Here is a 24,282-nt window from a genome sequence, read left to right as displayed (position 1 = left end):
CTAAATAAAATAAAAATATATAGATGGAGGGATTTTAAATGTCGGTTACAGAAAAAGAAATGAAAGAAGTACAGTCTGGTTGGAGAGAGTTCAAGAAAGGTAAATGGTCTAAGAAGGTTAATGTTAATGACTTTATTATCAACAACATTACTCCTTACCTAGGCGATGAAGCTTTCCTAGTTGGTCCTACACAGAACACAACCGATTTATGGAAAATCGTATCAGACTTAACGAAGCAAGAAAGAGATAACGGTGGCGTGTTAGATGTAGATGTTAATACACCTGCTACAATTGTTTCTCATAATCCAGGATATCTAGATAAAGACAAAGAACAAATTGTGGGTGTGCAAACAGATGCACCTTTTAAACGTTCCATTCAACCACAAGGCGGCATTCGGATGATGATTGACGCTTGTGAAGCATATGGATTTAAATTATCCGAAGATGTTATTAAAACATTTACTGATATTCGTAAAACGCATAACCAAGGTGTTTTTGATGCCTATACTTCAGACATGAGAGCTGCTCGTAAAGCGGGTATTATTACAGGACTACCTGATGCATACGGTCGTGGTCGTATCATTGGTGATTATCGTCGTGTAGCACTCTATGGTATTAACTTCCTAATTAAAGATAAGAAGAACGAATTGAATGAAATGGAAGTAGATGTTATTGACGAAGATGTTATTCGCCTTCGTGAAGAACTTTCAGAACAAATTCGTGCTCTAGCTGAACTTAAGAAAATGGCTGATATGCATGGCTTCGATATTTCTGAACCTGCGAAAACAGCTAAAGAAGCATTCCAATGGGTATATTTTGGTTACCTAGCTGCAATTAAAGAACAAAATGGTGCTGCGATGTCCCTTGGACGCGTATCTTCATTCCTTGACATATATGTACAACGTGATATAGCTGAAGGTACTTTGACAGAAGAACAAGCACAAGAAATGGTCGATCATTTCGTTATGAAATTGCGTATGGTTAAATTCCTACGTACACCTGACTATAATGAATTGTTTAGTGGAGATCCTACATGGGTTACAGAATCCATCGGAGGTATGTCCGTTAATGGTCAGACTCGCGTAACAAAGAGTAGCTTCCGTTTCCTTCATACGCTATATAACCTTGGAGCAGCTCCTGAACCTAACTTAACTGTATTGTGGTCAGAGCAACTTCCAGAAGCATTCAAGAAATATTGTTCGAAAGTATCAATTGAGACTAGTGCAATTCAGTATGAGAATGACGATCTTATGCGTCCAATCTACGGTGATGATTATGGCATAGCTTGTTGTGTATCTGCTATGAAAATTGGTAAACAAATGCAATTCTTTGGTGCTCGTGCCAACCTTGCTAAATGTTTGTTGTATGCAATCAATGGTGGGGTAGATGAGAAATCAGGAGCACAAGTTGGACCAGAATACCCAGCTGTTACAGGGGAAGTTCTGAACTACGATGAAGTGCTGAAACGTTTCAAACCTATGATGAAATGGTTGTCTAAACTTTATATGAACTCTTTGAACGTCATCCATTACATGCATGATAAATATGCTTATGAAAGAATTGAAATGGCTCTACATGACCGTGATATTCTTCGGACTATGGCTTGCGGAATTGCCGGTCTATCTGTAGCAGCTGACTCACTTAGTGCAATTAAATATGCTACTGTTAAACCGATTCGTAACGAACAAGGAATCGCTGTTGACTTTATCATTGAAGGTGAATATCCTTGTTATGGTAACAATGATGATCGCGTAGATAACATTGCTATTGAATTGGTTGAAACATTCATGGGAATGATCCGTCAGAATAAAGCGTATCGTAATGCGTTACCTACACAATCTATCTTGACGATTACTTCTAACGTCGTATATGGTAAGAAAACAGGTACTACACCTGATGGACGTAAAGCAGGCGAGCCGTTTGCACCAGGGGCTAACCCAATGCACGGACGTGACAAGAAGGGTGCTTTGGCTTCATTAAGTTCTGTTGCTAAACTTCCATATGAAGATAGCTTGGATGGAATTTCTAATACATTCTCAATCGTACCTAAAGCATTGGGTAAAGAAGAAGAAACTCGTAAATCTAATCTTGTTTCCATGATGGATGGATACTTTGGTAGTGGTGCTCATCATCTTAATGTCAACGTCTTTAATCGTGAACAGTTGATTGATGCGATGGAACATCCAGAAGAATATCCACAGTTGACGATTCGTGTATCTGGATATGCAGTTAACTTCATTAAATTATCTCGTGAACAACAATTGGATGTTATCAATCGTACATTCCATGGTTCGATGTAACGGAAACGGGTAAATATTACTATACTTTTAAGACAGCGGATGCGGAAAGGGTGACTTCATATGATTAAAGGACATGTACACTCTATGGAGACCTTCGGAACAGTAGATGGACCAGGAATCCGCTTTGTCCTATTCATGCAGGGTTGCCTAATGCGGTGCCAATACTGTCATAATCCCGATACATGGGGACTGAATGAGGGCAAAGAAATGACAGTAGAAGATGTACTGTCAGAGATTGAGCCATATATTAACTATTATCGTTCTTCAGGAGGCGGACTTACGGTTTCAGGAGGCGAGCCTAGTTTACAAGCTCGATTTGTTGCGGAACTATTTAAGGAAGTCAAGAGTCGCTGGAATCTTCATACCACATTAGATAGCAACGGCTTCAATGATGCAGATAAAATTAGAGATCTATTGGATGTTACAGACTTGGTATTGTTAGATATCAAACACATTGATGATGAGAAACATATTAAACTAACTGCGAAGAGTAATGAACGAACGCTAAAAACGGCAGAATGGTTATCAGAACACGGTCACAAGATGTGGATCCGACATGTATATGTACCAGGTATTCATAACGAAGAAGAAGATCTTGTCCGGTTAGGTCAGTTTATTGGCACCTTACAAGGTGTAGAGAAATTTGAGATTTTACCTTATCATCAGATGGGTATCTACAAATGGAAAGAGCTTGGAATTGATTATCCACTAGAGGGTGTTTCATCTCCTTCCGAAGAAGAAGTACAGCGAGCCTATCGACTTATTGAAGAGGGACGCAAGCAATCTATTATAGTTAAATAATTTTAATGGGCTGTCTCAGATGTAGGCTAATCTACTGATGAGGCAGTCCATTTTTCATTCAATATAATAGTGGTTCCCCCAAAAATTAGTGGTTCAAGGTGTTTAATCCTTGAGCAGCTATTTCATTGGGAAAAATTGTATTGGATAACAACCCAAAATTTAATCATTATTTATAAGAGGGGGTTTTTTTTCTGGAGAAGCAACTTTTTATGTTTATTTGCGTCTATTAACTGTAAGATAAGAGAGTTGAGAAATTAGGAGATAGAGGAGCTTACGAATGAATTTTAAGAAAATAACAGTGTTAGCTTTATTGGCAGTATTTACATTATCTCAGACCGCATGGATGAATACAGCAAGTGCAGATAATTCTGAAGCAGTAGAAACGAATGCGACAGAAACGAATGCGGTAGTAACGAGTCCGGTTGTAACGGAAGATGTGTACGGAAGTAGTGGCAACGAGATCATCACACCGATTGTGGATGAAACTGATATACCTACAGAATCCATTAAATCAAGTGATTTGATTTTGATGATGAACAGTAACAAAATGTATCAGAACGGTAAGTTATATACAGCGAGTCAACCTATGATGGTGAAACAAGGTGTTTCCTATGTGGCGGTTCGCTCAATGGTTGATCGTGTGGGCCTAAAACTTACATATGATGCTAAGACTAAAGAAACTATTATTATAAGTGGTAGCAATGAATTACGCTTCAAGCTCAACAGTAATAAATATACAGTCAATGGTGTACCGAAAGTGATGAAGGGAGCATCTTTCCAGCAGAATAATATATTTATGGTTCCTGTGACATCGATTACACAAGCCCTTAACATTCCATATACCTATGATGCTGTACAAAAAAGAGTAGTACTTAATCTTTCTACTAAACCAGTTGCTTCATTTACGGTTCCACAGAAAGAGATCGTTGCAGGAGAAACAACAGTTACTTATCAAACGTATTCTTATTCCCCAACGGGTCTACCCGTTATTGAAGAACGATGGGAAGGGAATCAAGAGATATTCCAAGAGGCTGGATCACACGTAGTAACGTATTCTGTTCTTGATAGCAGTGGCAATTGGAGTGATCCCTATTCGTTAACGATTGAAGTGAAGGCGCCAAACTTGCCGCCAGTAGCTGTGTTCACTACAGATAAGCAAGAATATAAAATGGGTGAATTAGTTACCATTACAGATCTAAGTACAGATGATGAGAATAACATTGTGAAACGCGAGTGGATGAATAATCAACTAGCATTTTTTAAACCAGGTCCAGTGACAATTCAACTGAAAGTAACGGATGGTCGAGGGGCAGTGGATATTGTTGAAAAAATGATTACGATTACTGGAGAAACATTGTACAATGAAACGGACTTCAATAAGTTATTTGCACCTATCGGTAGCCAATACAGATTCGATGGTTCTTTAGTTCCGGGTATGGCTCAAGTTCCATATAGTATGACTTCAGAACCTAGTATGCTAATACGCAGTAATAGCCCAGAAACAGTCTATTCTGAAGGTGTGGTTTATCGTGAGACTGCTGTAGGTTCCGCTCGTTTTATGGTCCATCATGTAAATGCATTAGATAAAGATGTAAGAATGTATGTAATTGCTACCAATAAGAATACAGAATCTGTGAACATCAATATTCAGGACTCTGGATTTGCGGGACCCAATATATATGCAACTTTAGTAGGTAAGTTGTCTGTAGAACGTTACTTCCAATCAATGCAGAACTATTCCGATAGAGAGGACGTTTCACTTGCCCCAGGTGAGAGTAAGGTTATCTTTAACGAATTGAACGAGTTGAAGATGAAGCCTACACAGGTTATTTCTTTATTGGCAGATGTGTTTAATAATTTACCTGTAGAATATACAGTTATTATGATTGATGCTAACCAAGATGCTCTTACAAGTCTTCCGTATCTACAAGATATAGGAAGAGATGGTGTTCACAATCGTGGAACGTATCCTGATGCGACACGTCTGATTGAATATAATGAAGTTGTGGGTACATCACCTCAGCGGATCTCTTTGGGTGATAACAGAGGAGATGCTAATCTTATCGGTGTAGATGGTATGACAGGTCTACCTGAATCCAATCTTGGTAATTTCGGAGTGATGTATAAGATTAGTATGAATCGTGTCGCTGCTAATACACTCATCACGTTTAATCCGCGTGGAGGAGAATATTCTGGTATGGTCCTAGTGAATGGTGAGATTGTAGCTGTACCTGATGGAAGTGGTATTGCCGGTTCTCTCTCTACACCAAATGATACAAGTGTAATTTACCGCACAGGTAATTATGAACAAAAGGTTGAGATTTGGTTCACAGCAGCACCAGGTAGTAACTTACCTGTAAACTTTATTTTTACACCAATGCCTGAACGTAAATAAAGCACTTATACATTCATATTTTTCTAAATAGAGAATCTCACGAATATGTGAGGTTCTTTTTTATTGTTTAAGAAATCGGTGCATAATTGACGAAGTTGTCATTCTGTTGCATTATTAATAGTAGGAATCCTGAATAAGCAATTGTTGTGCTTCATGTAACACTAGGAGGATGGCGTAATGCTATCCACTGAACGGATAATTAAATGGATGAATGGTGAATTGTGATGAGGAAATTACCACGTATGGTAATGAAAGGACCAATTATATTTTATCGTAAAGTCATTTCACCATTAACACCACCAACTTGCCGATTCTATCCTACCTGCTCTGCCTATGCCCTTGAAGCTATAGAGGTCCATGGTGCCGCTAAGGGGACTTGGCTTGCTGTAAGAAGAATAGCTAAATGTCAACCCTTCCATGCCGGAGGAGTCGATCTAGTGCCTCCACGAAAGGAATGACTAGGGATCAGGATGTTATCAAGAGTGGGTAATCGGTTGACTTGACAAATAGCTACGGTCTTAAGTATATTAAACAATATATGTTGATTTCCGAGGAACGGATGAGTATGAGAATATCGTTTAGTACAGAGAGCCGGGGTAGCTGTAAACCGGTCTAATGGATATCTCAGAATATGGTCCGGGAGGAATTGTTTTCGAGCTTGAAGGAAACCTACGGGTTATTCTTCGTAAGGGGACAACGTGTGCCAGCGTTAATGGACAGTTCTGGTTTATTAGGAACTGATGGAGCCTTTCACCTGTGAGGGTGTAAGGAATTTGGGTGGTAACACGTGAGATAACTCTCGTCCCATATTGGGATGGGAGTTTTTTGTGTTTTTTGGTCAATAAGATCAGACGCTCTAACTATAATGTGAAAGGATGATGACAAATGACTGAGAAGAAAACATTTTATTTAACAACTCCGATATATTATCCAAGTGACAAGCTACATATCGGGCATGCGTATACAACAGTAGCGGGGGATGCATTGGTTCGATATAAGAAGCTTCGTGGGTACGATGTTCGCTATTTGACGGGAACAGATGAACACGGACAGAAGATTGAACGTAAAGCGGCAGAAGCAGGCAAGACACCTCAACAATTTGTTGACGATATCGTAGCTGGAATCAAGGAATTATGGGGGACGCTAGATATCTCCAATGATGATTTCATTCGTACAACAGAAGAACGACATAAAAAGGTCGTACAGGATGTATTTGAACGTTTACTACAACAAGGTGATATTTACAAAGGTGAATATGAAGGTTGGTACTGTACACCTGATGAATCCTTTTTCTTAGAACGTCAACTTGTAAATGGAAATTGTCCTGACTGTGGCAGACCTGTAGAACGCGTGAAAGAAGAGAGTTATTTCTTCCGGATGAGTAAGTATGTTGATCGTCTATTGAAGCATTACGAAGATCATCCTGACTTTATTCAGCCTGTGTCTCGTAAGAATGAGATGATCAACAACTTCATTAAGCCAGGTCTTGAAGATTTGGCTGTGTCTCGTACGACGTATGAATGGGGAATTAAAGTTAAAAGTGATCCTAAACATGTCATCTATGTATGGATTGATGCACTGCTCAACTACATTACAGCTCTAGGATATGGCTCAGATAATACGGAATTATTCGACAAGTATTGGCCAGCGGATGTTCACTTAATGAGTAAAGAGATTGTACGGTTCCATACGATTTATTGGCCGATTATGTTGATGGCATTAGATTTACCGTTGCCTACGAAAGTATTTGCACATGGATGGTTACTAATGAAAGATGGTAAAATGTCCAAATCGAAAGGGAATGTCGTAGATCCTGTCACGTTGATTAGTCGCTATGGGTTGGACTCTCTTCGTTACTACTTACTTCGTGAAGTACCCTTTGGTGCAGACGGAACATTCACTCCTGAGAGCTTCGTAGAACGTGTGAATTCGGATCTGGCCAATGATCTAGGGAATTTGTTGAATCGTACAGTGGCTATGGTAGATAAATATTTCGACGGAATTGTTCCAGCATATCAAGCTGGAGTAACACCATATGACCAAGCAGTGGAAGAAGCTGCAGTAGCAACTTATCAAAAAGTGGAAGAATCTATGGAAAACATGGAGTTCTCGGTTGCCTTGACTGTCATTGGACAATTCGTAAGTCGTTGTAACAAATATATTGATGAGACTCAACCTTGGGTTCTTGCCAAAGATGAATCTAAAGTCAATGAACTTGCGTCAGTCATGACACATCTTGTTGAAAGCCTACGGATTGCATCGATTCTCTTACAACCTTTCTTAACTCAAGCTCCTCTTAAAATATGGGAGCAACTAGGCTTACAACAAGGAGAGCTTACGGCTTGGGATAGTGGTAAGACATTCGGATTATTTCCTAGCGGAACGAAGTTAGTGAAGGGGGACCCAATATTCCCTCGTCTCGATGTGGAGCAAGAAGTTGCTTATATTGCTGAGGCAATGTCAGGTGGAGTGAAAGCGGCAGAAGCAGCTGTTCAACAAGCAAGCGATCAAGAACCTATCGAACATTGTGAAGAAATTGGGATAGAAGATTTTGCTAAAGTTGAGCTTCGTGTCGCTCAGGTCATTTCAGCAGAACCAGTTAAGAAGGCTGATAAGTTACTAAAACTTCAATTGGATCTAGGATTTGAGCAACGACAGGTAGTTTCAGGTATTGCTAAATTTTACACTCCTGAGGAATTAGTAGGACGTAAAGTGATATGTGTTATAAATTTGAAACCCGTGAAGTTGCGTGGCGAATTATCACAAGGGATGATACTTGCTGCTTCTCATGGAGACCAATTAACATTAGCGACTGTTCCAGACAATATGCCTAATGGTGCTATTGTGAAATAAAACGGCTGCTTCTAGAATACACGAACGGTATCCTCTAATGAGGATACCGTTTTATTTGGGAAAGCTTTGGTTGACAATTGAATCGCGCCTATTCTATAATTCAATGGTAATCATTACGATTAAACAAATGGAGTTGAATAGTAACTTGAAGAAAATGAACTATAGAATGACACCCTTCATTGTAGGTTTGATCTTAATTTTGATGATAACCGGTTGTGGTAAAACATCAAATGGAGGCATGGAGGAAGGCAAAGTAAATGTGGTGACCACATTCTACCCTATCTATGAATTTGCTCAATTCATTGGTGGAGATAATGCCCATGTGGTAAATCTTCTTCCGGTTGGTGTAGAGCCTCATGATTGGACGCCGAGAAGTCAAGAAATTGTAAATACGTCGAAGGCTCAGTTATTTATGTATAATGGTGCCGGATTAGAAGGATGGGCTCCTGGCTTCTTAAAGGCTCTTGATAAAGATAGTGAAGTTAAAGCTGTGGAAGTAAGTAAAGGTGTGAACCTCATTGAATCCGATACTGATCATGAACATGAGGGTGAAGAAGCTAGTACGAAGACAGATTCTGACCAACATCATATTGATCCACATACTTGGGTAAGCCCTAAATCAGCCATTATAATGGCTGAGAATATCAAGAATAGCTTCATCGAGGTTGATCCAACCCATCAAAGTCAGTATGAACAAAGATCTCAAGATTTAAATGATAAATTGGTGGAATTGGATTCTAAATTTGAATCGGAGCTTGCGAAGATGCCCAATAAAGAAATTGTCGTCTCTCATCAAGCTTTTGGTTACTTAACACGTGATTATGGTCTTACTCAGCATTCTATTATGGGGTTATCTCCTGATGCAGAGCCGCGTGCACAGGACCTGATTGAGTTAGCGAAGCTTGTAAAAGAAGAGGGTATTAAATATATCTTTTTTGAAGAATTGGTCTCAGATCGATTAGCGAAGACGTTAGCTGGTGAAGCTAAGATAAAGACGATGGTTCTTAATCCCATTGAGGGCTTGACCAAGGAACAGGAAAAGAACAAAGACAATTACTTTACTTTAATGGAGAAAAATTTACAAAATTTAAAGTTAGCCTTAGAATAAAGGTATAATTTAATTTAGAAGGGCGGAGTACTTATGCAGTCACTGGCGGCCCAAGATTGTCATCAGCATATTATTGAAATTGATAACGTATCTTTCTCATATAGAAATCAGAAAGTATTATCAGACGTCAATTTTGTCGTGAAAGAACGCGATTTTGTTGGCATCATTGGATCTAATGGAGCCGGCAAGTCAACCTTAATGAAAATGATTGTGGGTTTACTGCCTACGGAAAAAGGAAGTATCAATCTATTCGGTCAACCCATTGAAAAGTTTAAAGATTGGGAGAGAATTGGTTACGTTCCTCAAAAAAATAATTTCAATCCGCTCTTTCCAGCAACGGTACGTGAAGTAGTCCTCTCGGGAATGTACAATAATAAATCACTCTTTCGCCGAGTGAGTCGTGCCATGCACCAACAGTGTGATGATGCATTAGAAGTAATGCGTATTCAAGATATTGCGAGTAAACGTGTAGGAGAACTCTCTGGGGGACAACAGCAACGTGTATTTCTAGCTCGTGCTCTCATAAACCATCCTGACTTACTTGTGTTGGATGAGCCTACCGTAGGGATCGATGCTCAGACACAAGCCAGTTTTTTTGAACTTATTACTCATATGCATGCACACCATGATATGACTTTTTTAATGGTATCACATGATCTGGATATGATTGAAGGGTACTTAGGTACAACACCTAAACATAAGAATGGTAATATTAATTTTTTTGTTAGACATTCTCATGACTTACAAAATTGTAATGAACGTAATTTAGAACATTCATTATCTTTTACTTGATGGAATTAGATTAAGGAGACGTTATTATTGCCATTCGAAATATTGTTAAGTGATTTTTTTCAACGAGCGCTTGTCGGGGGAATACTTATTGGAATTACCGCTCCTCTTATTGGCGTATTTCTTGTTCTACGTAGGCTGTCCATGATCGGAGATACTATTGCCCATGTCACGATTGCTGGGGTAGCGCTAGGGTTTCTTATTAATGTATATCCATTAGGAGCAGGCTTGGTGTTTGCCATACTTGCATCATTCGCGATTGAGAAGTTGCGAAAAGCCTATAAAAGCTATGCAGAGCTATCCATTGCGATTATTATGTCTGGTGGCGTGGCCTTAGCCTCGCTCTTTTTTACGCTAGGAATGGGGTACAATACAGATGTGATGAGCTATTTGTTCGGTAGCATCTATACATTGGACACAACGGATTTGTATGTTGTAGGTGGCGTTACTGTGATTGTGGTACTTGTAGTAACCTTTTTCTTCAAAGAGTTCTTTCTACTAAGTTTCGAAGAAGATGCTGCGAGTGTAAGTGGATTACCTGTTAAGTTGCTGAACATGCTAATTACTCTTCTTACTGCGTTGGTGGTTAGTACGGCTATCAAAATTGTAGGGGCTTTACTGGTATCGGCTTTATTAACTATTCCAGTGGCAATTAGTTTACTACTTGCACGTAGTTTTAAGACTTCTGTTATATTGTCTGTTGTCTTTGCGGAAACAGCGGTTGTTATTGGATTGATGGTGGCTGGAATATGGAATCTAGCTCCGGGGGCGACGATCGTACTATTGTTGATAGCGATGTTAATTATAACGATGATCGGAAAAAAGGGTCTACCTAATTAGGAGGTGTGAGCTTGGAAATTAATATAACCCTAGCCCTTATGGCAGGATTAGCTTCATTTATTTCACCATGTTGCCTACCTCTTTATCCTTCTTATATCTCTTATATTACAGGGATGTCAGTGCATCAACTGAAGACCGAACAGAACAAAAAAGAGGTCCGATTCCGGACTCTCACACATACATTAGCCTTTATTCTTGGGTTCTCATGTGTATTTTATTCCCTTGGATTAGGGGCCGGCTTTTTTGGTCAATTCTTCTCCGATTATAGAGGGCTCATCAGACAATTATCAGCGGTTTTGATCATTCTAATGGGCCTTTTTTTATTAGGTATTTTCCAACCGAAGTTTTTGTTAAAAGAACGTAAAATGGATTTGAAATTTAAGCCAGCAGGTTACATAGGTTCTTTCATATTCGGTATAGGCTTCTCCGCAGGATGGTCTCCTTGTGTAGGACCGATACTTGCAGCAATTATTGCAATGGCTGTAAGTGAACCAGGAACATGGTTAGCTTTAATTACTGCGTATACCGTGGGGTTTGCAATTCCATTTTTTATTCTTGCTTTTTTTATAGGCTCAACGAAATGGATCCTGAAATATTCAAATGCCATGATGAAGATTGGTGGGGCATTGATGTTATTAATGGGAATTCTGTTATTTACAGACCAGATGTTTCGAATTACCATTTGGCTTCAACAAATCACGCCTGAATGGTTAAAATTCTAAGTGAAATATTCGATTTTTGCTTTTGGGAAATACTCAAATATGCGTTCTGTAATGAACTCCCTTAGGGCATGTTGCTGTTCGTCAGGATATACATACTTATATTGTCCCCATTTACCCCATTTTGATTTGCGTTTTTCGATATCCATTTCAAGTTTGGATTTGGGATAACGTTGTTCGATAATTGTTTTAGCTGTCTTGGTGAAACGATGTTGGATCAATTCAAAGGTTAGATCTTCGGTTGCGTCTTTAGGAAGTGTTTCTCCAAGTCGTTTTAATAAATCGGCATAGCCTTCTTGCCAACCTTCATACCATATAATGGGGGCAATAATGAAGCCTAACGGATATCCAGCATGTGCAATTTTACCTGCGGCTTCAATTCGTTCATGGAAGTGCGATGTGGCTGGTTCGAATTGACGAATAACATAATCAGAATTAATACTAAACCGAATGCGTGTATGCCCGTTATGACGTAATGGAAGCAATGAATCGACATGATGAAACTTGGTCACAAATCGAAGCCGGCCTAATTCTTCATCAGCCATAAACGTAATTAATTCGGCGAGAGACCCCGTAATATGCTCGAGACCAACAGGATCCGATGTACAAGCAGCTTCGAATCGGGTGATTTCAGGAGCTCTTTCGTCTATATATTGTTTAGCAGCCGTGAGAATATCATTAGTATTGACATAAACTCGAATATAGGGTTTCGCACCAAGTGTTGTTTGTAAATAACAATAATGGCAATGCCCCATACATCCTGTAGATATAGGAATAGCATATTCAGCAGAAGGTTTAGACTGATCAAATTTAAGTGTTTTGCGGATACCTACGACAAGTGTTCGTTTTGCATTTTTATATTTCTGTGTATCGTTGTCTCCAGGGAAATTCGTGATACGATTGTGTGATGTTGTCATCCGATAAGGAATATTCTGCTCCTTAACCCACTTCATGATGGCCTCACCTTTTGGATAATTCAGCGAATCTGGTTCAAAATAAACAAGGTCTGGTATAAATGGCTTTGTTGGTTGAGGAACTTTCACTTTCTTTGGACGTTCCTTTAATCCAGATCCCATAAATCATTCCTCCTTTATTGTAAAGGATAGTCTATGTCAAAGTTAATCGTTATAAACGAGTAAATATTAGGCTCCGAGTTGTCAACCTTCAATAGGACTTGCCAAGTGTCTTGCGAAACATGTATCATTACATAAGCAGGGTAATCGGAGTAAGAAATTTGTTATTAGAGATGGATTGTCAAGCTAGGTACGATAACTAGACTTAATAATCTGTGAAGAGAAAAGAGGGAAGAAGATGCCAACGCCAAGTATGGAGGATTACTTAGAGCGCATCTATAAGCTGATCGATGAGAAAGGTTATGCGCGTGTTTCGGATATTGCCGAAGGATTAGAGGTGCATCCTTCATCCGTAACCAAGATGATTCAAAAATTAGACAAAGATGAATATCTCATTTACGAGAAATATCGTGGCCTTATTCTAACAACAAAAGGGAAAAAAATAGGAAAGCGTCTTGTAGATCGTCATCAACTCTTGGAACAGTTTTTAACACTTATCGGCGTTCAACATGAAAATATATATAAAGATGTTGAGGGTATTGAACACCACTTAAGTTGGGACTCCATAACACAGATTGAGACGCTCGTAGAATATTTTCGTCGGGACGAAAAGCGTCTTCAAGAATTACGTGATATTCACACGGAATTGGTTAGTGATTCGTAAACATCGCATCTGTACCTCAATCAGCGACAGGTGCTTTTTTTATTGTGTTTTGTCATAAGTTGTCATCTATGAATGGAGGGAAATAGAAATGAAGTTTAGTAGATGGATCACCATGGCTCTTATCCTTATTCTTATGTTACCGATAACAAGCCTTACAGCTCAAGCGAAGACAACCAAAAGTATAAGCATTATGTTAGATGGGGTTGAACTCACAAGTGACACACCTCCTTATGTGTTGCCCAAAGTGAATGTAACCCTAGTTCCTTTGCGTGTTATTAGTGAAGGATTGGGAGCATCTGTTGCATGGTCACAGAGCAATAAGACGGTCATTATCGAGAGTAATGCCGCAACAATTAAACTGATGAGTGGTAATACAACAGCAGAAGTGAATGGTTCCACAGTATCACTAGATGCTTCTGTACAAACTAAGAATAATCGTATCATGGTACCTCTGCGTTTCGTGGGAGAGTCACTAGGATTACAGGTGAATTGGAATCAGACACAGCAGACTGTAACACTACTTAGTGGTACGACAGTGCCAGGTAACATACCTGATCAAGGTACAGATAACGAAACAGATCAATCTTTGCTTCGAGGAGCATGGATTTCTACTATCTACAATCTAGATTGGCCTTCAACAGCATCCTATGGAAAAGTTGAGAAACAAAAAGTAGAGTATAGCCAATTACTAGATCGTTTGCAGGCTATCGGATTGAATGCAGTATTCGTTCAAGTACGTCCATCGGGTGATGCGTTATATCCTTCCACATTAGTTCCATGGTCGAAAACACTAACAGGAACTCAAGGTAAAGATCCGGGATATGACCCTCTTCAATATATGATAGATGAGGCACATGAAAGAGGAATGGTATTCCATGCTTGGTTTAATCCATTTCGAGCGAACACAGATACAGTAACAACCAAATTAGCAAGTAATCATGTAGCAATAGAACATCCGGATTGGATTGTAAATACTGGGAGCCAGCTAATTATTAACCCGGGCATTCCAGCTGCACGTGAGCATGTGATCGACGCGATCATGGAAGTTGTAACGAATTATAATATTGATGGTGTTCATCTCGATGACTATTTTTACCCAACAGGGGTTACGTTTAAGGATGACAGCACATACAAAACCTATAATTCCAAGAAAATATTGACGAGGGATAATTGGCGTCGTGATAATGTGAATCAATTTATACAACAACTAGATGGAGAGATTCATGGTGCTAAACCAGAGGTTTCATTTGGAGTGAGTCCATTTGGAGTGTGGCGTAATAAGGCTTCAGATATTACGGGCTCAGACACCAAAGCAGGGATTACTTCTTACGATAACTATTATGCGGATGTACGGACTTGGATTGAGAATGGATGGGTTGACTATGTAGCTCCTCAAATTTATTGGAGCCTTTCTAATTCCAATGTGAAGTATGACACTTTGGTGGATTGGTGGTCTGATGAAGTGAAAGGAACAGATGTAGATCTTTATATTGGTCATGCACCCTATAAACTCGGTTCCCCAGAGATTGGGTGGCAGAGCGCACAAGAAATAATAGATCAATTGAAATACAATGCTATTCAACCTACTGTGGGAGGTAGTATCTTTTTCAGTGCAAAAGATATATTAAAGAATCCACTTGGTTTAATTCCGGCATTGACCTCTTATTATAATCAGTAAATGAAAAGATAATTGCATTAGTCATGAAAGATCCCCTGTACTCATAGATAAGAATATGATGAGTAGACGGGGGATTTGTTTATGCTAATGAATGCTGTGTTTGAGGGAGGCGGGGTAAAGGGGATCTCCCTTGTTGGTGCTGTGAAGTCTGCCGAGCAGGCAGGGGTATCCCTTCATAGGCTGGCTGGAACATCTTCTGGTGCCATCGTAGCATCGTTATTGGCTGCAGGGTTTAATGCGGATGAAATGAAACAGATCATCCACGAGACACCTTTTGTATCGTTTCTAAGGAGGTCTCCCATCTTTAATACCAAATTTGTAGGTCCTCCACTGCGAGTAATGTTGAAAAAGGGATTGTACTCAGGAGAAGCCCTAGAACAATGGATGCGACGTATTTTATTAGAAAAGAATATATCGACGTTCTCAGATCTTCCGCCTGGGAAATTACAGATCGTTGCTTCAGATATCAGCAATGGTAAGGTATTAATCTTACCTGATGGGCTAAGGAAATTTGGGATTAATCCGGATAAGTTTGAGGTAGCTAAGGCCGTGAGAATGAGCACAAGTATTCCTTATTTCTTCGATCCGGTTATGCTTAGACAAACGGGACTTGCTGCTAAAGGGAAGTCGTTCGCAGAACAATTTGTCTATATCGTAGATGGAGCTGTACTAAGCAATTTTCCATTGTGGTTGTTTAATAATGAAAAATCGAGAAGTACAGGTTTACCCATTCCTACGATTGGATTCCAGATGGTTGGAAAGCAAGAGGGAGTCCCTCATCATATTCGAGGACCGTTTAGTATGTTGCAAGCGTTATTTATGACGATATTGTCTGCCCATGATGAAAGATATATTGAGAAGGACACAAGCTTTCGAACTATTAAAATTCCAACACTAGGCGTGAGTACTACACATTTTCGAATTACGAATGAAGAGAGTACCGCGTTGTTCAACTCTGGATTTGAGGCGGGGAAGCTTTTCTTTGGTACTTGGAAAAATTGAGCTTGGTTGAGAAATAGAAAGAAGGTAATATTTAGCATCCTTTAGGGGTGTTAAATATTACCTTCTTTTGTTATTCATTTTCGATTAATGATATTTAGGCATTTTATCATCATCTTTACCTTTTTTGCCTTCGATAACTTGAAAAGGATAATTTTTATTCTTTTTGGAAGATGAACTCGTGGGACCTTTTTTGATTCCAGCAACCTTATCCATAGTCTTTCGAGATGGGATAACTTTGGTTTTTTGTTTCATACGTCCAGGCTGATAAAATTTGAATAGTAGAAATACGACAACGAACACAAGGACGGGTATAAACAGACTTTGTAGTAAAATGAAGCCATTCAAGACATCGTTTAATAAACCTAAAACGGCTAATATGATTATTGCCCAAGTGAAAATAAATTGTCTCTTCATCGTATCCTCATCCTTTCACAGCATCTAAAACTCCATTTCTGAGGGATGAATCAACCTTGGAGTTCTCAAGTTCTACGTCTAGTTCTCTCATCCGGTTAAAGGAAGCGATGGATACTTCAACATGTTCGTCTAGTGGTTCTCTCGTTGTTAGCAACTGTAACCAGAGTCCAGGGTATCCTAGATAACGTAAGACTGGAGTTTCTCTCAAAGCATTCGTTAGCTTCAGAAACTCAAAGGAAACCGCCATTACAACAGGTAATAGAATAATGCGTTGTACAACTCGATCCAGCATGTTATCCCAAGGTACTAATGAATATATGATAACACCCAATATAACCGTTAACATCATAAAGCTACTACCACAGCGATAATGAAGACGACTATGTTTCTGAACGTTTGCAACCGTTAATTCTTCTCCTGCTTCATAGGTCGTAATGACTTTGTGTTCTGCACCATGATACTGGAACAATCGTTTAACAACTGGTGTTAAGGTGATCGCCCACAAGTACACAAGGAGAAGTGTTATTTTGATTACACCTTCTATTAAGTTATGGAGAATGTAGTTCTTAAACATGTCTCCAAATATGAAGCTTTCAAGGAATACGGGTACGAGTGTGAAGATCAGTTTACTTACAACAAATGATAAAACACCAACTGCTGCAACACCAATCATCATCGAAAGACTTAGGCCAGAGTCTTCCTTCTTCTTCTGTTGGGCACGTTCTTCAGGTTCTATCTCATCATCCGCATAAGCATCAGCTGAGTAGTTCAGATGCTTGGAACCCTTTGCACTGGAATCTATAAGACTGACAATGCCACGAATTAGCGGGATCTTACGGAGTTTCTTTACCCATGACTTATCTTCACGTGGCACTTCTAAAAATGTTATTTCGTTGTTTTTACGTCTTACAGCAGTAACGTTGATGTTCTTTCCGCCAAACATAACTCCTTCAATGACGGCCTGACCACCATAGCTGACAGACTTAGATTCTTGAGGCAATCATTTCACCTTCCCTAAGATGGTATATTTTTGTGTTTCTTCAACTCTATTGTATCGAATTTTCTCTTCAATATCTAGTTCACCTTAACATAAGGGAGATACAATTATTTTTCAGTGACGTGTTCATGCAACAAATGTGGTTTACTAACTATCGAATTGAACATACTAGGCATAGAATAATTTAGGATACGAACATGAAAATGAGGAGGAATAGCTTTTGCATCAACAAATGAATCAGCATCAACAATCACAACAAACCTATACCAATGTCTTTACATTTGCGTTGGAACTTGGTTTTTTTGCGGGTCTAATTTGGGGAGTTATCCATTGGATATTCTATATATTGAAATTTACGCAGGTCTTTCCAGCTTATTTAGCAGAACCTTTTTTTAAACATGTCTTTCTGAAAACTGGCGCAGGTCACCTTGTGGGATTATTGTTCTTTATCGTATTCTCGATTCTGGTATCTCTGATCTATGCTGTTCTTTGTCGAAAATTGAATGGACCTTGGCCAGGAATCATTTATGGTATTCTGTGGTGGATTGTGATCTTCATCGTAGTAGGTCCGTTGTTAGATATGATAAAGCCGTTATCGGAGTTGTCTGTAACAACCATTATTAGTGAATTTTGCTTGTTTCTATTGTGGGGATTGTTTATTGGATATACGATTACGATGGAATTTACGGACGAAAGAAAGAGAGAACCTGTAAAAGTAAAGGGTTGATCTCGAAATAGCTTCTCAAAAATACATTCCCTATGGTAAAATAGCAGATGGTTATTTGATTATGAGGGTGGGAATATCAATATGAATACCATATGGGTGATCAATGGACCGAACCTCAATCTTTTGGGGGTAAGAGAACCAGGAATTTATGGGTCACAAAACTTACAATCTATTGAAGACAATATTCGGAAGCAAGCAAGTATTCTGGGTGTTGATATTTCTTTCTATCAATCTAATCATGAGGGTGTCATGATTGACTGGATTCATGATGCAATGGAGAAAGCAGATGGAATTATTCTTAATCCAGGAGCTCTGACTCATTACAGCTATGCGATACGCGATGCGATTAGTTCTGTACGCATTCCAGTGGTAGAGGTACACTTATCCAATATTCATTCTAGGGAGCCTTTTCGACATACGTCCGTGATTGCTCCAGTTGCCATCGGGCAAATTGCCGGTTTCGGTGCATTAAGCTATGAACTTGGTTTACATGCACTGGTACGTCATTTGGAAGATCAGGGGCAGTAGCGTCGCTCTCCTTGAAGTATTAGAAAGGGAGATAACATAATGGAAAATTTACGGGTACTTAAGTTACGTGAGGGTATGCAAGAGAAGAATGTGGAAGCTATTTTTATCACTAGTCCAATTAATCGTCGTTATTTAACGGGATTCACTGGATCCTCAGGGTATGTATTAGTGACCATGACTAATGCATATTTGCTAACAGATTTTCGTTATATGACACAGGCGCCACAACAAGCAAAAGGCTTCACAGTTGTGGAACATGGCACTCGAGTGATGGATAATGTGAAGGAACTGCTTATAAGCAGTAAGATTAACCAGCTTGGTTTCGAACAGGATGATGTGTCTTATAGCGCATATACTACCTATAAGGAACAGTTGGTACCCGAGATTGAACTTATCCCTGTAAAGGGTCTAGTAGAACAATTGCGTATATTTAAGGATGAGGAAGAAATAAAGGTTATGCAACGTGCAGCCGATCTCGCTGACGAAACATTCAATTATATTTTGAATGTAGTGAAGCCGGGTATGACGGAACGTGAAGTCGATCTTGCGATGGAATTCTATATGCGTAATCATGGAGCTACATCGTCTTCATTTGATACTATTGTTGCTTCTGGAGAACGCTCTTCCATGCCTCATGGTGTTGCGAGTGAACGTGTTATTCAAGGAAATGAATTCATTACTTTTGACTTTGGTGCTTTACTTGATGGGTATTGCTCCGATTTAACACGTACGATTGCCCTAGGTAATCCTCAACCTGTATTGAAAGAAATTTATGATATTGTACTGGAAGCGCAACTCCATACACTGGCGAACATTAAAGCAGGTATGACGGGTCGTGAAGCTGATGCGCTTGCACGTGATATTATTACAAAATACGGATACGGAGAACAATTCGGTCATAGTACTGGCCATGGATTGGGTATGGAAGTACATGAATCCCCACGTTTATCTAAGTTAAGTGATGATATTCTGCAACCAGGTATGGTTGTTACGGTTGAACCTGGTATTTATTTGCCGGGGATCGGTGGAGTTCGTATTGAGGATGATATTCTCATTACAGAGACGGGTATTGTTATATTGACGCATTGCAGCAAAGATTACACGGTGTTGAACTAGTAACACTAATAAAAAACTTAAGGTTATGCTTTCGAAGCGAGTTTTTTATCGAAGTATTTTCAAAAAGTAACGCTAATAAAAAACTTAAGATTATGCTTACGATGCGAGTTTTTTATCGAAGAATAATCAAGAAGTAACGCTTATAAAAAACTTTAGGAGGAAATATTTATGATATCAGTAAATGATTTTAAAACAGGGTTAACAGTTGAGGTTGAGGGTGATATCTTTACAGTTATTGATTTCCAACACGTTAAACCAGGTAAAGGTGCGGCATTTGTCCGTTCTAAATTGAAAAACTTGCGCAATGGTAACACAGTTGAGCGTACTTTCCGTGCTGGTGAAACAATTGGACGTGCTATTATCGAGAACCGTCCTGTACAATATTTGTATGCTAGTGGTCAAGAACATGCGTTCATGGATAATGAAACATATGACCAATTTACGTTGACAAGTGATCAACTTAAATGGGAATTGAACTTCATTAGAGAAAACATGAATGTTAACATTATTAGTTACAAAGGAGAAATTCTAGGTATTAATTTGCCTCACAGCGTTGAGTTGAAAGTGACAGAGACTGAACCTGGAGTTAAAGGTAACACGGCTCAAGGTGCTACGAAGAATGCAACTCTTGAAACGGGTCTTGTTGTTCAAGTTCCTCTATTTATTAACGAGGAAGATGTATTGTTGATTGATACTCGTGATGGTAAATACATTTCACGCGCTTAATTTAATTGCATATAATTGGTAATATGTCCTATATTGTCCTTCACCGCTCGTTGCGGGGAAGGACTTTTGTTGAAATTAGCTAAAAAACATTGACGATGCTCGCTTTCGTATTATACTGGTTTAAAGCACAACAGAAAGATAGATGTTCAAAATGAGTGGGGAGTGAATCTAAGTTGTCACTGTACGTCATGAAATTCGGAGGCAGTTCCGTTGGTAATACGGAGCGAATGCAGCGCGTAGCAAGACGAATCGTTGAGAAACAAGATGAGGGTCATCAGTGTGTGGTCGTAGTCTCTGCAATGGGAGATACCACAGATGAATTAATCGACCAGGCTAAGCTTTTGAATCCAGATCCACCAGCTCGGGAAATGGATATGTTAATGACAACTGGAGAGCAGATGTCGATGGCTCTGTTATGTATGGCTGTTAACCAACTGGGTAGAGAGGCTATTTCCTTTACAGGGTGGCAAGCGGGATTCCGCACAGAACCTGTACATGGTAAAGCACGTATTATGGATATCATCCCAGATCGGATCCAAGCAGCACTGAATCAAGGCAAAATTATTGTTGTGGCTGGATTCCAAGGGATGACGGAAGATGGCGAGATCACGACATTCGGTCGTGGGGGTTCTGATACAACAGCTGTAGCATTGGCTGCCGCAATTAAAGCGGATGTATGTGAAATATATACCGATGTAGATGGTATTTACTCAACAGATCCTCGTATTGTAAAATGTGCAACGAAGCTTGCGGAAATATCTTATGATGAAATGCTGGAACTTGCTAGTCTTGGAGCAGCAGTCCTTCATCCTCGTGCGGTAGAATATGCGAAATTATATAATGTCCGTCTAGTGGTACGGTCTAGTTTTAATAATAATGAAGGTACGGTTGTGAAGGAGGAAGCTAGTATGGAACAGGGAGTTGTCGTAAGCGGGATTGCTTTTGATAAAAATGTCGCACGTATCAGTATTTTGGGCGTATCCGATACGCCAGGAGTTCTTGCACAGGTATTTGGTGCATTGGCACAAGAAGGTATTAATGTTGATATTATTGTACAAAGTGGTGTGAAAAATGGCGAAGCCGATTTCTCATTTACGGTATCAGAATGTAATCGTGCACTAAACGTCATCGAAAATCTTAAAGACGATCTTCCATACCGTGAAGTTACTTCTGAAGACCACTTAGTGAAGGTATCGATTGTTGGTGCCGGCATGATTAGTCATCCAGGTGTAGCCGCCCAAATGTTCGATGTAATCTCTAAACAAGGCGTAAGTATTAAGATGGTTAGTACATCCGAAATCAAAACATCATGTGTCATTGATGGTAGTAACTTAGAGAATGTAATTAAAGCACTTCATACGGCATACCATTTAGATGCGGATCAGCAGGTTTTTATTGGGGGTCCCCAGGATCGTCGTTAAAGCATCAACTGAAATGACAAGTTCATATTATTTATAATAGAGAATGGAATAGAAAAAAGACTCGAATATATTTCGGGTCTTTTTTTTGTTGTCTAAAAAAGGATTCTTCCAAAATTCACATCTAAAAAGAGAGATTCATGCATATCCTAAATAATAGTAGTGAAATAAAAGGAGGTCATTGATCTTGGATAAGTTCGTAGTCAGTATGGCTACGCTGAGGCTTCTATCAGGAAGTATTGAGATCGCTGCAGCTTTGTTCATGCTCAAAGTGGGACAAGTAGACAAGGCGCTGACGATCAACACAGCATTAGCTTTTGTAGGACCAACTGTGTTAGTTGTTACAACTTCCATTGGTTTGTTAGGAATGGCTGATAAATTATCATGGGGTAAGATGATTTGGATTTTGCTAGGGGTATCGTGTCTCTTAATTGGTATTTTGAAAAAATGATAGATTTATGGTCATAAAAATGGAGTACAGGCATACATATGAGGTAAGAAAACAATGAGAAGACTCTATCGACCACATACGACAAAGTGAACGATACACAAGTTTAACTACATGCTTACGAAGTGATTTTTGTTTCACAAAAATTTAGGGGGTAGCATTCATGAAAATGAGTTGGTTGGAGCTATTTCCTGAACCGATCAAATCGCTCCTTGAACAATTGCCTTCCTCCATATTAGATCGATTGGAAGAGATTCGAATTCGAGAAGGAAGACCTCTTGAAATTAATGCCTCTGGAGAGCATCATTTCCTCACACCCGGTGGAAAATTGACGCACCGTGTTGAGGAATCGTACAAGCCGGCAAGAGAGGACACTCATCGCCTCTTAGACAGGATTAGTAATCATTCTCTATATACATTAGAAGAAGAGCTACGTAGAGGCTTTATTACGATCCCTGGAGGTCATCGCATCGGCTTAGCTGGAAGGACGGTCCTTAGTGGTGGGAAAGTTGAACACTTACGCGATATAAGTGGATTTAACGTTCGAATCGCTAAAGAAATTCTTGGAGCAGCAGATGCCATACTACCTCATTTACTAGATAAGAAAGAGAAGAGAATGAAGCATACGCTGATTATTTCTCCTCCGCAGCAAGGGAAGACGACACTAATACGAGATATGGCTAGGCAAATAAGTAGCGGTATTTATGGGCATTCCCAAGTAAAGTGTTCAGGAATGAAAGTTGGAATAATCGATGAAAGATCTGAAATTGCCGGAAGTATACGTGGAGTGCCAAGCTTCGATGTTGGCCCGAGAACGGATGTCATGGATGGTTGTCCTAAAGCCGAAGGCATGATGATGATGATTCGATCGATGTCTCCTGAAGTTTTGTTGGTAGATGAGATCGGTCGTCCAGAAGATACAGACGCCATCACAGAAGCACTGCATGCGGGTATAAGCGTGATTGCGACAGCTCATGGATTCTCAGTGGATGAACTCTCACAACGCCCAGCTATGGCTAGCCTGGTGGAGAATCAGTTGTTTGAGGTATACGTCATTCTCCATCGGACAGCTGGTAAACTAACCTATCGCATACTCGATCGACAGCAACGCTCCATACAACTCTCATTACCGATCCAAAAGGGAGTTGATGTCTATGGTTAAACTGCTAGGGATGCTGATTATTGTATTGTCAGGAACGTTAGCCGGCTTCAATAAAGCAAGGCAATTCGAAAGTAGACCTAAACAGATTCGCGAACTCATTCTAGTGATGCAACGATTAGAGACAGAAATATCTTATGGATTTACGCCACTGCCAGAGGCACTAAGCAAACTGGGATCGCAGATGCGTGAACCGTTGAAATCTTTTTTTATAAGTGCCGCAGATAATATGAACCCACCCCAAGGGATGACGGCGCAAGAGAGTATACAACGAGCATTATCCTTACATTGGAAACGTACCTCGATGAAATCAGCTGAGAAAGACGTCCTTCACCAATTGAGCTTCACATTAGGCACAAGTGATCGTCAGGATCAGATTAAACATATTGCATTAGCTACACAGCAGCTAAAACATGAAGAGCTTTCAGCAAGAGAGGATCTAGATAAGTACGGCAAATTAAGTAAAAATCTGGGGCTTCTAGTGGGAATACTGATCGTCATTTTGATCTTTTAGAGAGGTGCAGGAA

23 protein-coding genes and 1 other annotated feature are annotated in these 24,282 nt (G+C 39.6%); of the genes, 20 read left to right on the top strand and 3 right to left on the bottom strand.

Going from position 1 to position 24,282, the window contains the following annotated elements:
* The first annotated feature begins 38 nt into the window (after window positions 1-38).
* From pflB to AC1D7X_RS01395, 9 genes are all read left to right on the top strand, one after another.
* Window positions 39-2,300: a formate C-acetyltransferase gene (gene pflB / locus AC1D7X_RS01435; protein ID WP_495454396.1), complete on the top strand. Its 2,262-nt coding sequence runs from the start codon at window positions 39-41 to the stop codon at window positions 2,298-2,300.
* Between the two features lie 60 nt (window positions 2,301-2,360).
* Window positions 2,361-3,101 (top strand): pyruvate formate-lyase-activating protein, encoded by a 741-nt coding sequence (gene pflA / locus AC1D7X_RS01430; RefSeq protein WP_495454397.1) that lies wholly within the window; start codon window positions 2,361-2,363, stop codon window positions 3,099-3,101.
* Between the two features lie 277 nt (window positions 3,102-3,378).
* The gene (locus AC1D7X_RS01425) at window positions 3,379-5,496 is read left to right on the top strand and encodes a copper amine oxidase N-terminal domain-containing protein (protein ID WP_495474511.1); all 2,118 of its coding nucleotides are present in this window, start codon (window positions 3,379-3,381) and stop codon (window positions 5,494-5,496) included.
* 224 nt (window positions 5,497-5,720) lie between these two features.
* Window positions 5,721-5,954 carry a membrane protein insertion efficiency factor YidD gene (gene yidD, locus AC1D7X_RS01420; protein ID WP_495454738.1) on the top strand — a complete coding sequence of 78 codons (234 nt, stop codon included), beginning with the start codon at window positions 5,721-5,723 and terminating at the stop codon, window positions 5,952-5,954.
* Window positions 5,955-6,038: 84 nt separating this feature from the next.
* Window positions 6,039-6,306: a binding site (T-box leader), on the top strand.
* A 75-nt stretch (window positions 6,307-6,381) separates the two neighbouring features.
* Window positions 6,382-8,349: a methionine--tRNA ligase gene (metG, locus tag AC1D7X_RS01415; protein WP_495474510.1), complete on the top strand. Its 1,968-nt coding sequence runs from the start codon at window positions 6,382-6,384 to the stop codon at window positions 8,347-8,349.
* Window positions 8,350-8,476: 127 nt separating this feature from the next.
* Window positions 8,477-9,457 carry a metal ABC transporter solute-binding protein, Zn/Mn family gene (locus AC1D7X_RS01410; RefSeq protein WP_495454739.1) on the top strand — a complete coding sequence of 327 codons (981 nt, stop codon included), beginning with the start codon at window positions 8,477-8,479 and terminating at the stop codon, window positions 9,455-9,457.
* 33 nt (window positions 9,458-9,490) lie between these two features.
* On the top strand, window positions 9,491-10,249 hold the full coding sequence (locus AC1D7X_RS01405; RefSeq protein WP_495454400.1) for a metal ABC transporter ATP-binding protein: 759 nt from the start codon (window positions 9,491-9,493) through the stop codon (window positions 10,247-10,249).
* 27 nt (window positions 10,250-10,276) lie between these two features.
* Window positions 10,277-11,086 carry a metal ABC transporter permease gene (locus tag AC1D7X_RS01400; RefSeq protein ID WP_495454401.1) on the top strand — a complete coding sequence of 270 codons (810 nt, stop codon included), beginning with the start codon at window positions 10,277-10,279 and terminating at the stop codon, window positions 11,084-11,086.
* Between the two features lie 11 nt (window positions 11,087-11,097).
* Window positions 11,098-11,808 (top strand): cytochrome c biogenesis CcdA family protein, encoded by a 711-nt coding sequence (locus tag AC1D7X_RS01395; RefSeq protein ID WP_495474509.1) that lies wholly within the window; start codon window positions 11,098-11,100, stop codon window positions 11,806-11,808.
* Here the strand turns inward: AC1D7X_RS01395 and splB are convergent.
* On the bottom strand, window positions 11,805-12,881 hold the full coding sequence (splB, locus tag AC1D7X_RS01390) for a spore photoproduct lyase (protein WP_495474508.1): 1,077 nt from the start codon (window positions 12,879-12,881) through the stop codon (window positions 11,805-11,807). The two genes, AC1D7X_RS01395 and splB, sit on opposite strands and share 4 nt — an antisense overlap.
* A 235-nt stretch (window positions 12,882-13,116) precedes the next feature.
* Here splB and mntR point away from each other — a divergent pair, with 235 nt between their 5' ends.
* From mntR to AC1D7X_RS01375, 3 genes are all read left to right on the top strand, one after another.
* On the top strand, window positions 13,117-13,542 hold the full coding sequence (gene mntR, locus AC1D7X_RS01385; RefSeq protein ID WP_495454404.1) for a transcriptional regulator MntR: 426 nt from the start codon (window positions 13,117-13,119) through the stop codon (window positions 13,540-13,542).
* Window positions 13,543-13,630: 88 nt separating this feature from the next.
* Entirely contained in the window at window positions 13,631-15,220 is a 1,590-nt protein-coding gene (locus AC1D7X_RS01380; protein ID WP_495474507.1) for a family 10 glycosylhydrolase, read from the top strand.
* Window positions 15,221-15,301: 81 nt separating this feature from the next.
* Window positions 15,302-16,222 carry a patatin-like phospholipase family protein gene (locus AC1D7X_RS01375; RefSeq protein ID WP_495474506.1) on the top strand — a complete coding sequence of 307 codons (921 nt, stop codon included), beginning with the start codon at window positions 15,302-15,304 and terminating at the stop codon, window positions 16,220-16,222.
* 84 nt (window positions 16,223-16,306) lie between these two features.
* On the opposite strand, the gene AC1D7X_RS01370 is transcribed toward AC1D7X_RS01375, so the two are convergent.
* Together AC1D7X_RS01370 and AC1D7X_RS01365 are read right to left on the bottom strand one after the other, a co-directional pair.
* Window positions 16,307-16,636 (bottom strand): hypothetical protein, encoded by a 330-nt coding sequence (locus AC1D7X_RS01370; protein ID WP_495454407.1) that lies wholly within the window; start codon window positions 16,634-16,636, stop codon window positions 16,307-16,309.
* A 7-nt stretch (window positions 16,637-16,643) separates the two neighbouring features.
* Window positions 16,644-17,636 (bottom strand): DUF1385 domain-containing protein, encoded by a 993-nt coding sequence (locus tag AC1D7X_RS01365; protein WP_495454408.1) that lies wholly within the window; start codon window positions 17,634-17,636, stop codon window positions 16,644-16,646.
* Window positions 17,637-17,853: 217 nt separating this feature from the next.
* On the opposite strand from AC1D7X_RS01365, the gene AC1D7X_RS01360 reads away from it, so the two are divergent.
* From AC1D7X_RS01360 to spoIIIAB, 8 genes are all read left to right on the top strand, one after another.
* Window positions 17,854-18,360 (top strand): YqhR family membrane protein, encoded by a 507-nt coding sequence (locus AC1D7X_RS01360; protein ID WP_495474505.1) that lies wholly within the window; start codon window positions 17,854-17,856, stop codon window positions 18,358-18,360.
* A gap of 81 nt (window positions 18,361-18,441) precedes the next feature.
* Complete coding sequence (gene aroQ, locus AC1D7X_RS01355; protein ID WP_495454410.1) at window positions 18,442-18,888, top strand: type II 3-dehydroquinate dehydratase; 447 nt, start codon at window positions 18,442-18,444, stop codon at window positions 18,886-18,888.
* Window positions 18,889-18,927: 39 nt separating this feature from the next.
* Complete coding sequence (locus AC1D7X_RS01350) at window positions 18,928-20,004, top strand: M24 family metallopeptidase (protein ID WP_495474504.1); 1,077 nt, start codon at window positions 18,928-18,930, stop codon at window positions 20,002-20,004.
* Between the two features lie 168 nt (window positions 20,005-20,172).
* Complete coding sequence (efp, locus tag AC1D7X_RS01345) at window positions 20,173-20,730, top strand: elongation factor P (RefSeq protein ID WP_495454412.1); 558 nt, start codon at window positions 20,173-20,175, stop codon at window positions 20,728-20,730.
* A gap of 173 nt (window positions 20,731-20,903) precedes the next feature.
* A complete protein-coding gene (locus tag AC1D7X_RS01340) occupies window positions 20,904-22,151 on the top strand; it encodes an aspartate kinase (RefSeq protein ID WP_495474503.1) in 1,248 nt (415 codons plus the stop codon).
* Window positions 22,152-22,332: 181 nt separating this feature from the next.
* Complete coding sequence (locus tag AC1D7X_RS01335) at window positions 22,333-22,599, top strand: YqhV family protein (RefSeq protein ID WP_495454740.1); 267 nt, start codon at window positions 22,333-22,335, stop codon at window positions 22,597-22,599.
* 160 nt (window positions 22,600-22,759) lie between these two features.
* Window positions 22,760-23,758, top strand: a complete 999-nt coding sequence (gene spoIIIAA, locus AC1D7X_RS01330; protein ID WP_495474502.1) for a stage III sporulation protein AA — start codon at window positions 22,760-22,762, stop codon at window positions 23,756-23,758.
* On the top strand, window positions 23,751-24,269 hold the full coding sequence (gene spoIIIAB, locus AC1D7X_RS01325; protein WP_495454415.1) for a stage III sporulation protein SpoIIIAB: 519 nt from the start codon (window positions 23,751-23,753) through the stop codon (window positions 24,267-24,269). The genes spoIIIAA and spoIIIAB overlap by 8 nt, the downstream gene beginning before the upstream one ends.
* Window positions 24,270-24,282: the final 13 nt, after the last annotated feature.

The sequence above is a fragment of the Paenibacillus sp. Y568 genome (assembly GCF_059445545.1).
This window is presented reverse-complemented; position numbering and strand designations above follow the sequence as displayed.

What these genes read in the sequence shown, in the direction of transcription:
- pflB (WP_495454396.1), top strand. Translation starts at nt 39, where the DNA reads ATGTCGGTTACAGAAAAAGAAATGAAAGAAGTACAGTCTGGTTGGAGA.
- pflA (WP_495454397.1), top strand. Translation starts at nt 2,361, where the DNA reads ATGATTAAAGGACATGTACACTCTATGGAGACCTTCGGAACAGTAGAT.
- AC1D7X_RS01425 (WP_495474511.1), top strand. Translation starts at nt 3,379, where the DNA reads ATGAATTTTAAGAAAATAACAGTGTTAGCTTTATTGGCAGTATTTACA.
- yidD (WP_495454738.1), top strand. Translation starts at nt 5,721, where the DNA reads ATGAGGAAATTACCACGTATGGTAATGAAAGGACCAATTATATTTTAT.
- metG (WP_495474510.1), top strand. Translation starts at nt 6,382, where the DNA reads ATGACTGAGAAGAAAACATTTTATTTAACAACTCCGATATATTATCCA.
- AC1D7X_RS01410 (WP_495454739.1), top strand. Translation starts at nt 8,477, where the DNA reads ATGGAGTTGAATAGTAACTTGAAGAAAATGAACTATAGAATGACACCC.
- AC1D7X_RS01405 (WP_495454400.1), top strand. Translation starts at nt 9,491, where the DNA reads ATGCAGTCACTGGCGGCCCAAGATTGTCATCAGCATATTATTGAAATT.
- splB (WP_495474508.1), bottom strand. Translation starts at nt 12,881, where the DNA reads ATGGGATCTGGATTAAAGGAACGTCCAAAGAAAGTGAAAGTTCCTCAA.
- mntR (WP_495454404.1), top strand. Translation starts at nt 13,117, where the DNA reads ATGCCAACGCCAAGTATGGAGGATTACTTAGAGCGCATCTATAAGCTG.
- AC1D7X_RS01380 (WP_495474507.1), top strand. Translation starts at nt 13,631, where the DNA reads ATGAAGTTTAGTAGATGGATCACCATGGCTCTTATCCTTATTCTTATG.
- AC1D7X_RS01375 (WP_495474506.1), top strand. Translation starts at nt 15,302, where the DNA reads ATGCTAATGAATGCTGTGTTTGAGGGAGGCGGGGTAAAGGGGATCTCC.
- AC1D7X_RS01370 (WP_495454407.1), bottom strand. Translation starts at nt 16,636, where the DNA reads ATGAAGAGACAATTTATTTTCACTTGGGCAATAATCATATTAGCCGTT.
- aroQ (WP_495454410.1), top strand. Translation starts at nt 18,442, where the DNA reads ATGAATACCATATGGGTGATCAATGGACCGAACCTCAATCTTTTGGGG.
- AC1D7X_RS01350 (WP_495474504.1), top strand. Translation starts at nt 18,928, where the DNA reads ATGGAAAATTTACGGGTACTTAAGTTACGTGAGGGTATGCAAGAGAAG.
- efp (WP_495454412.1), top strand. Translation starts at nt 20,173, where the DNA reads ATGATATCAGTAAATGATTTTAAAACAGGGTTAACAGTTGAGGTTGAG.
- spoIIIAA (WP_495474502.1), top strand. Translation starts at nt 22,760, where the DNA reads ATGAAAATGAGTTGGTTGGAGCTATTTCCTGAACCGATCAAATCGCTC.
- spoIIIAB (WP_495454415.1), top strand. Translation starts at nt 23,751, where the DNA reads ATGGTTAAACTGCTAGGGATGCTGATTATTGTATTGTCAGGAACGTTA.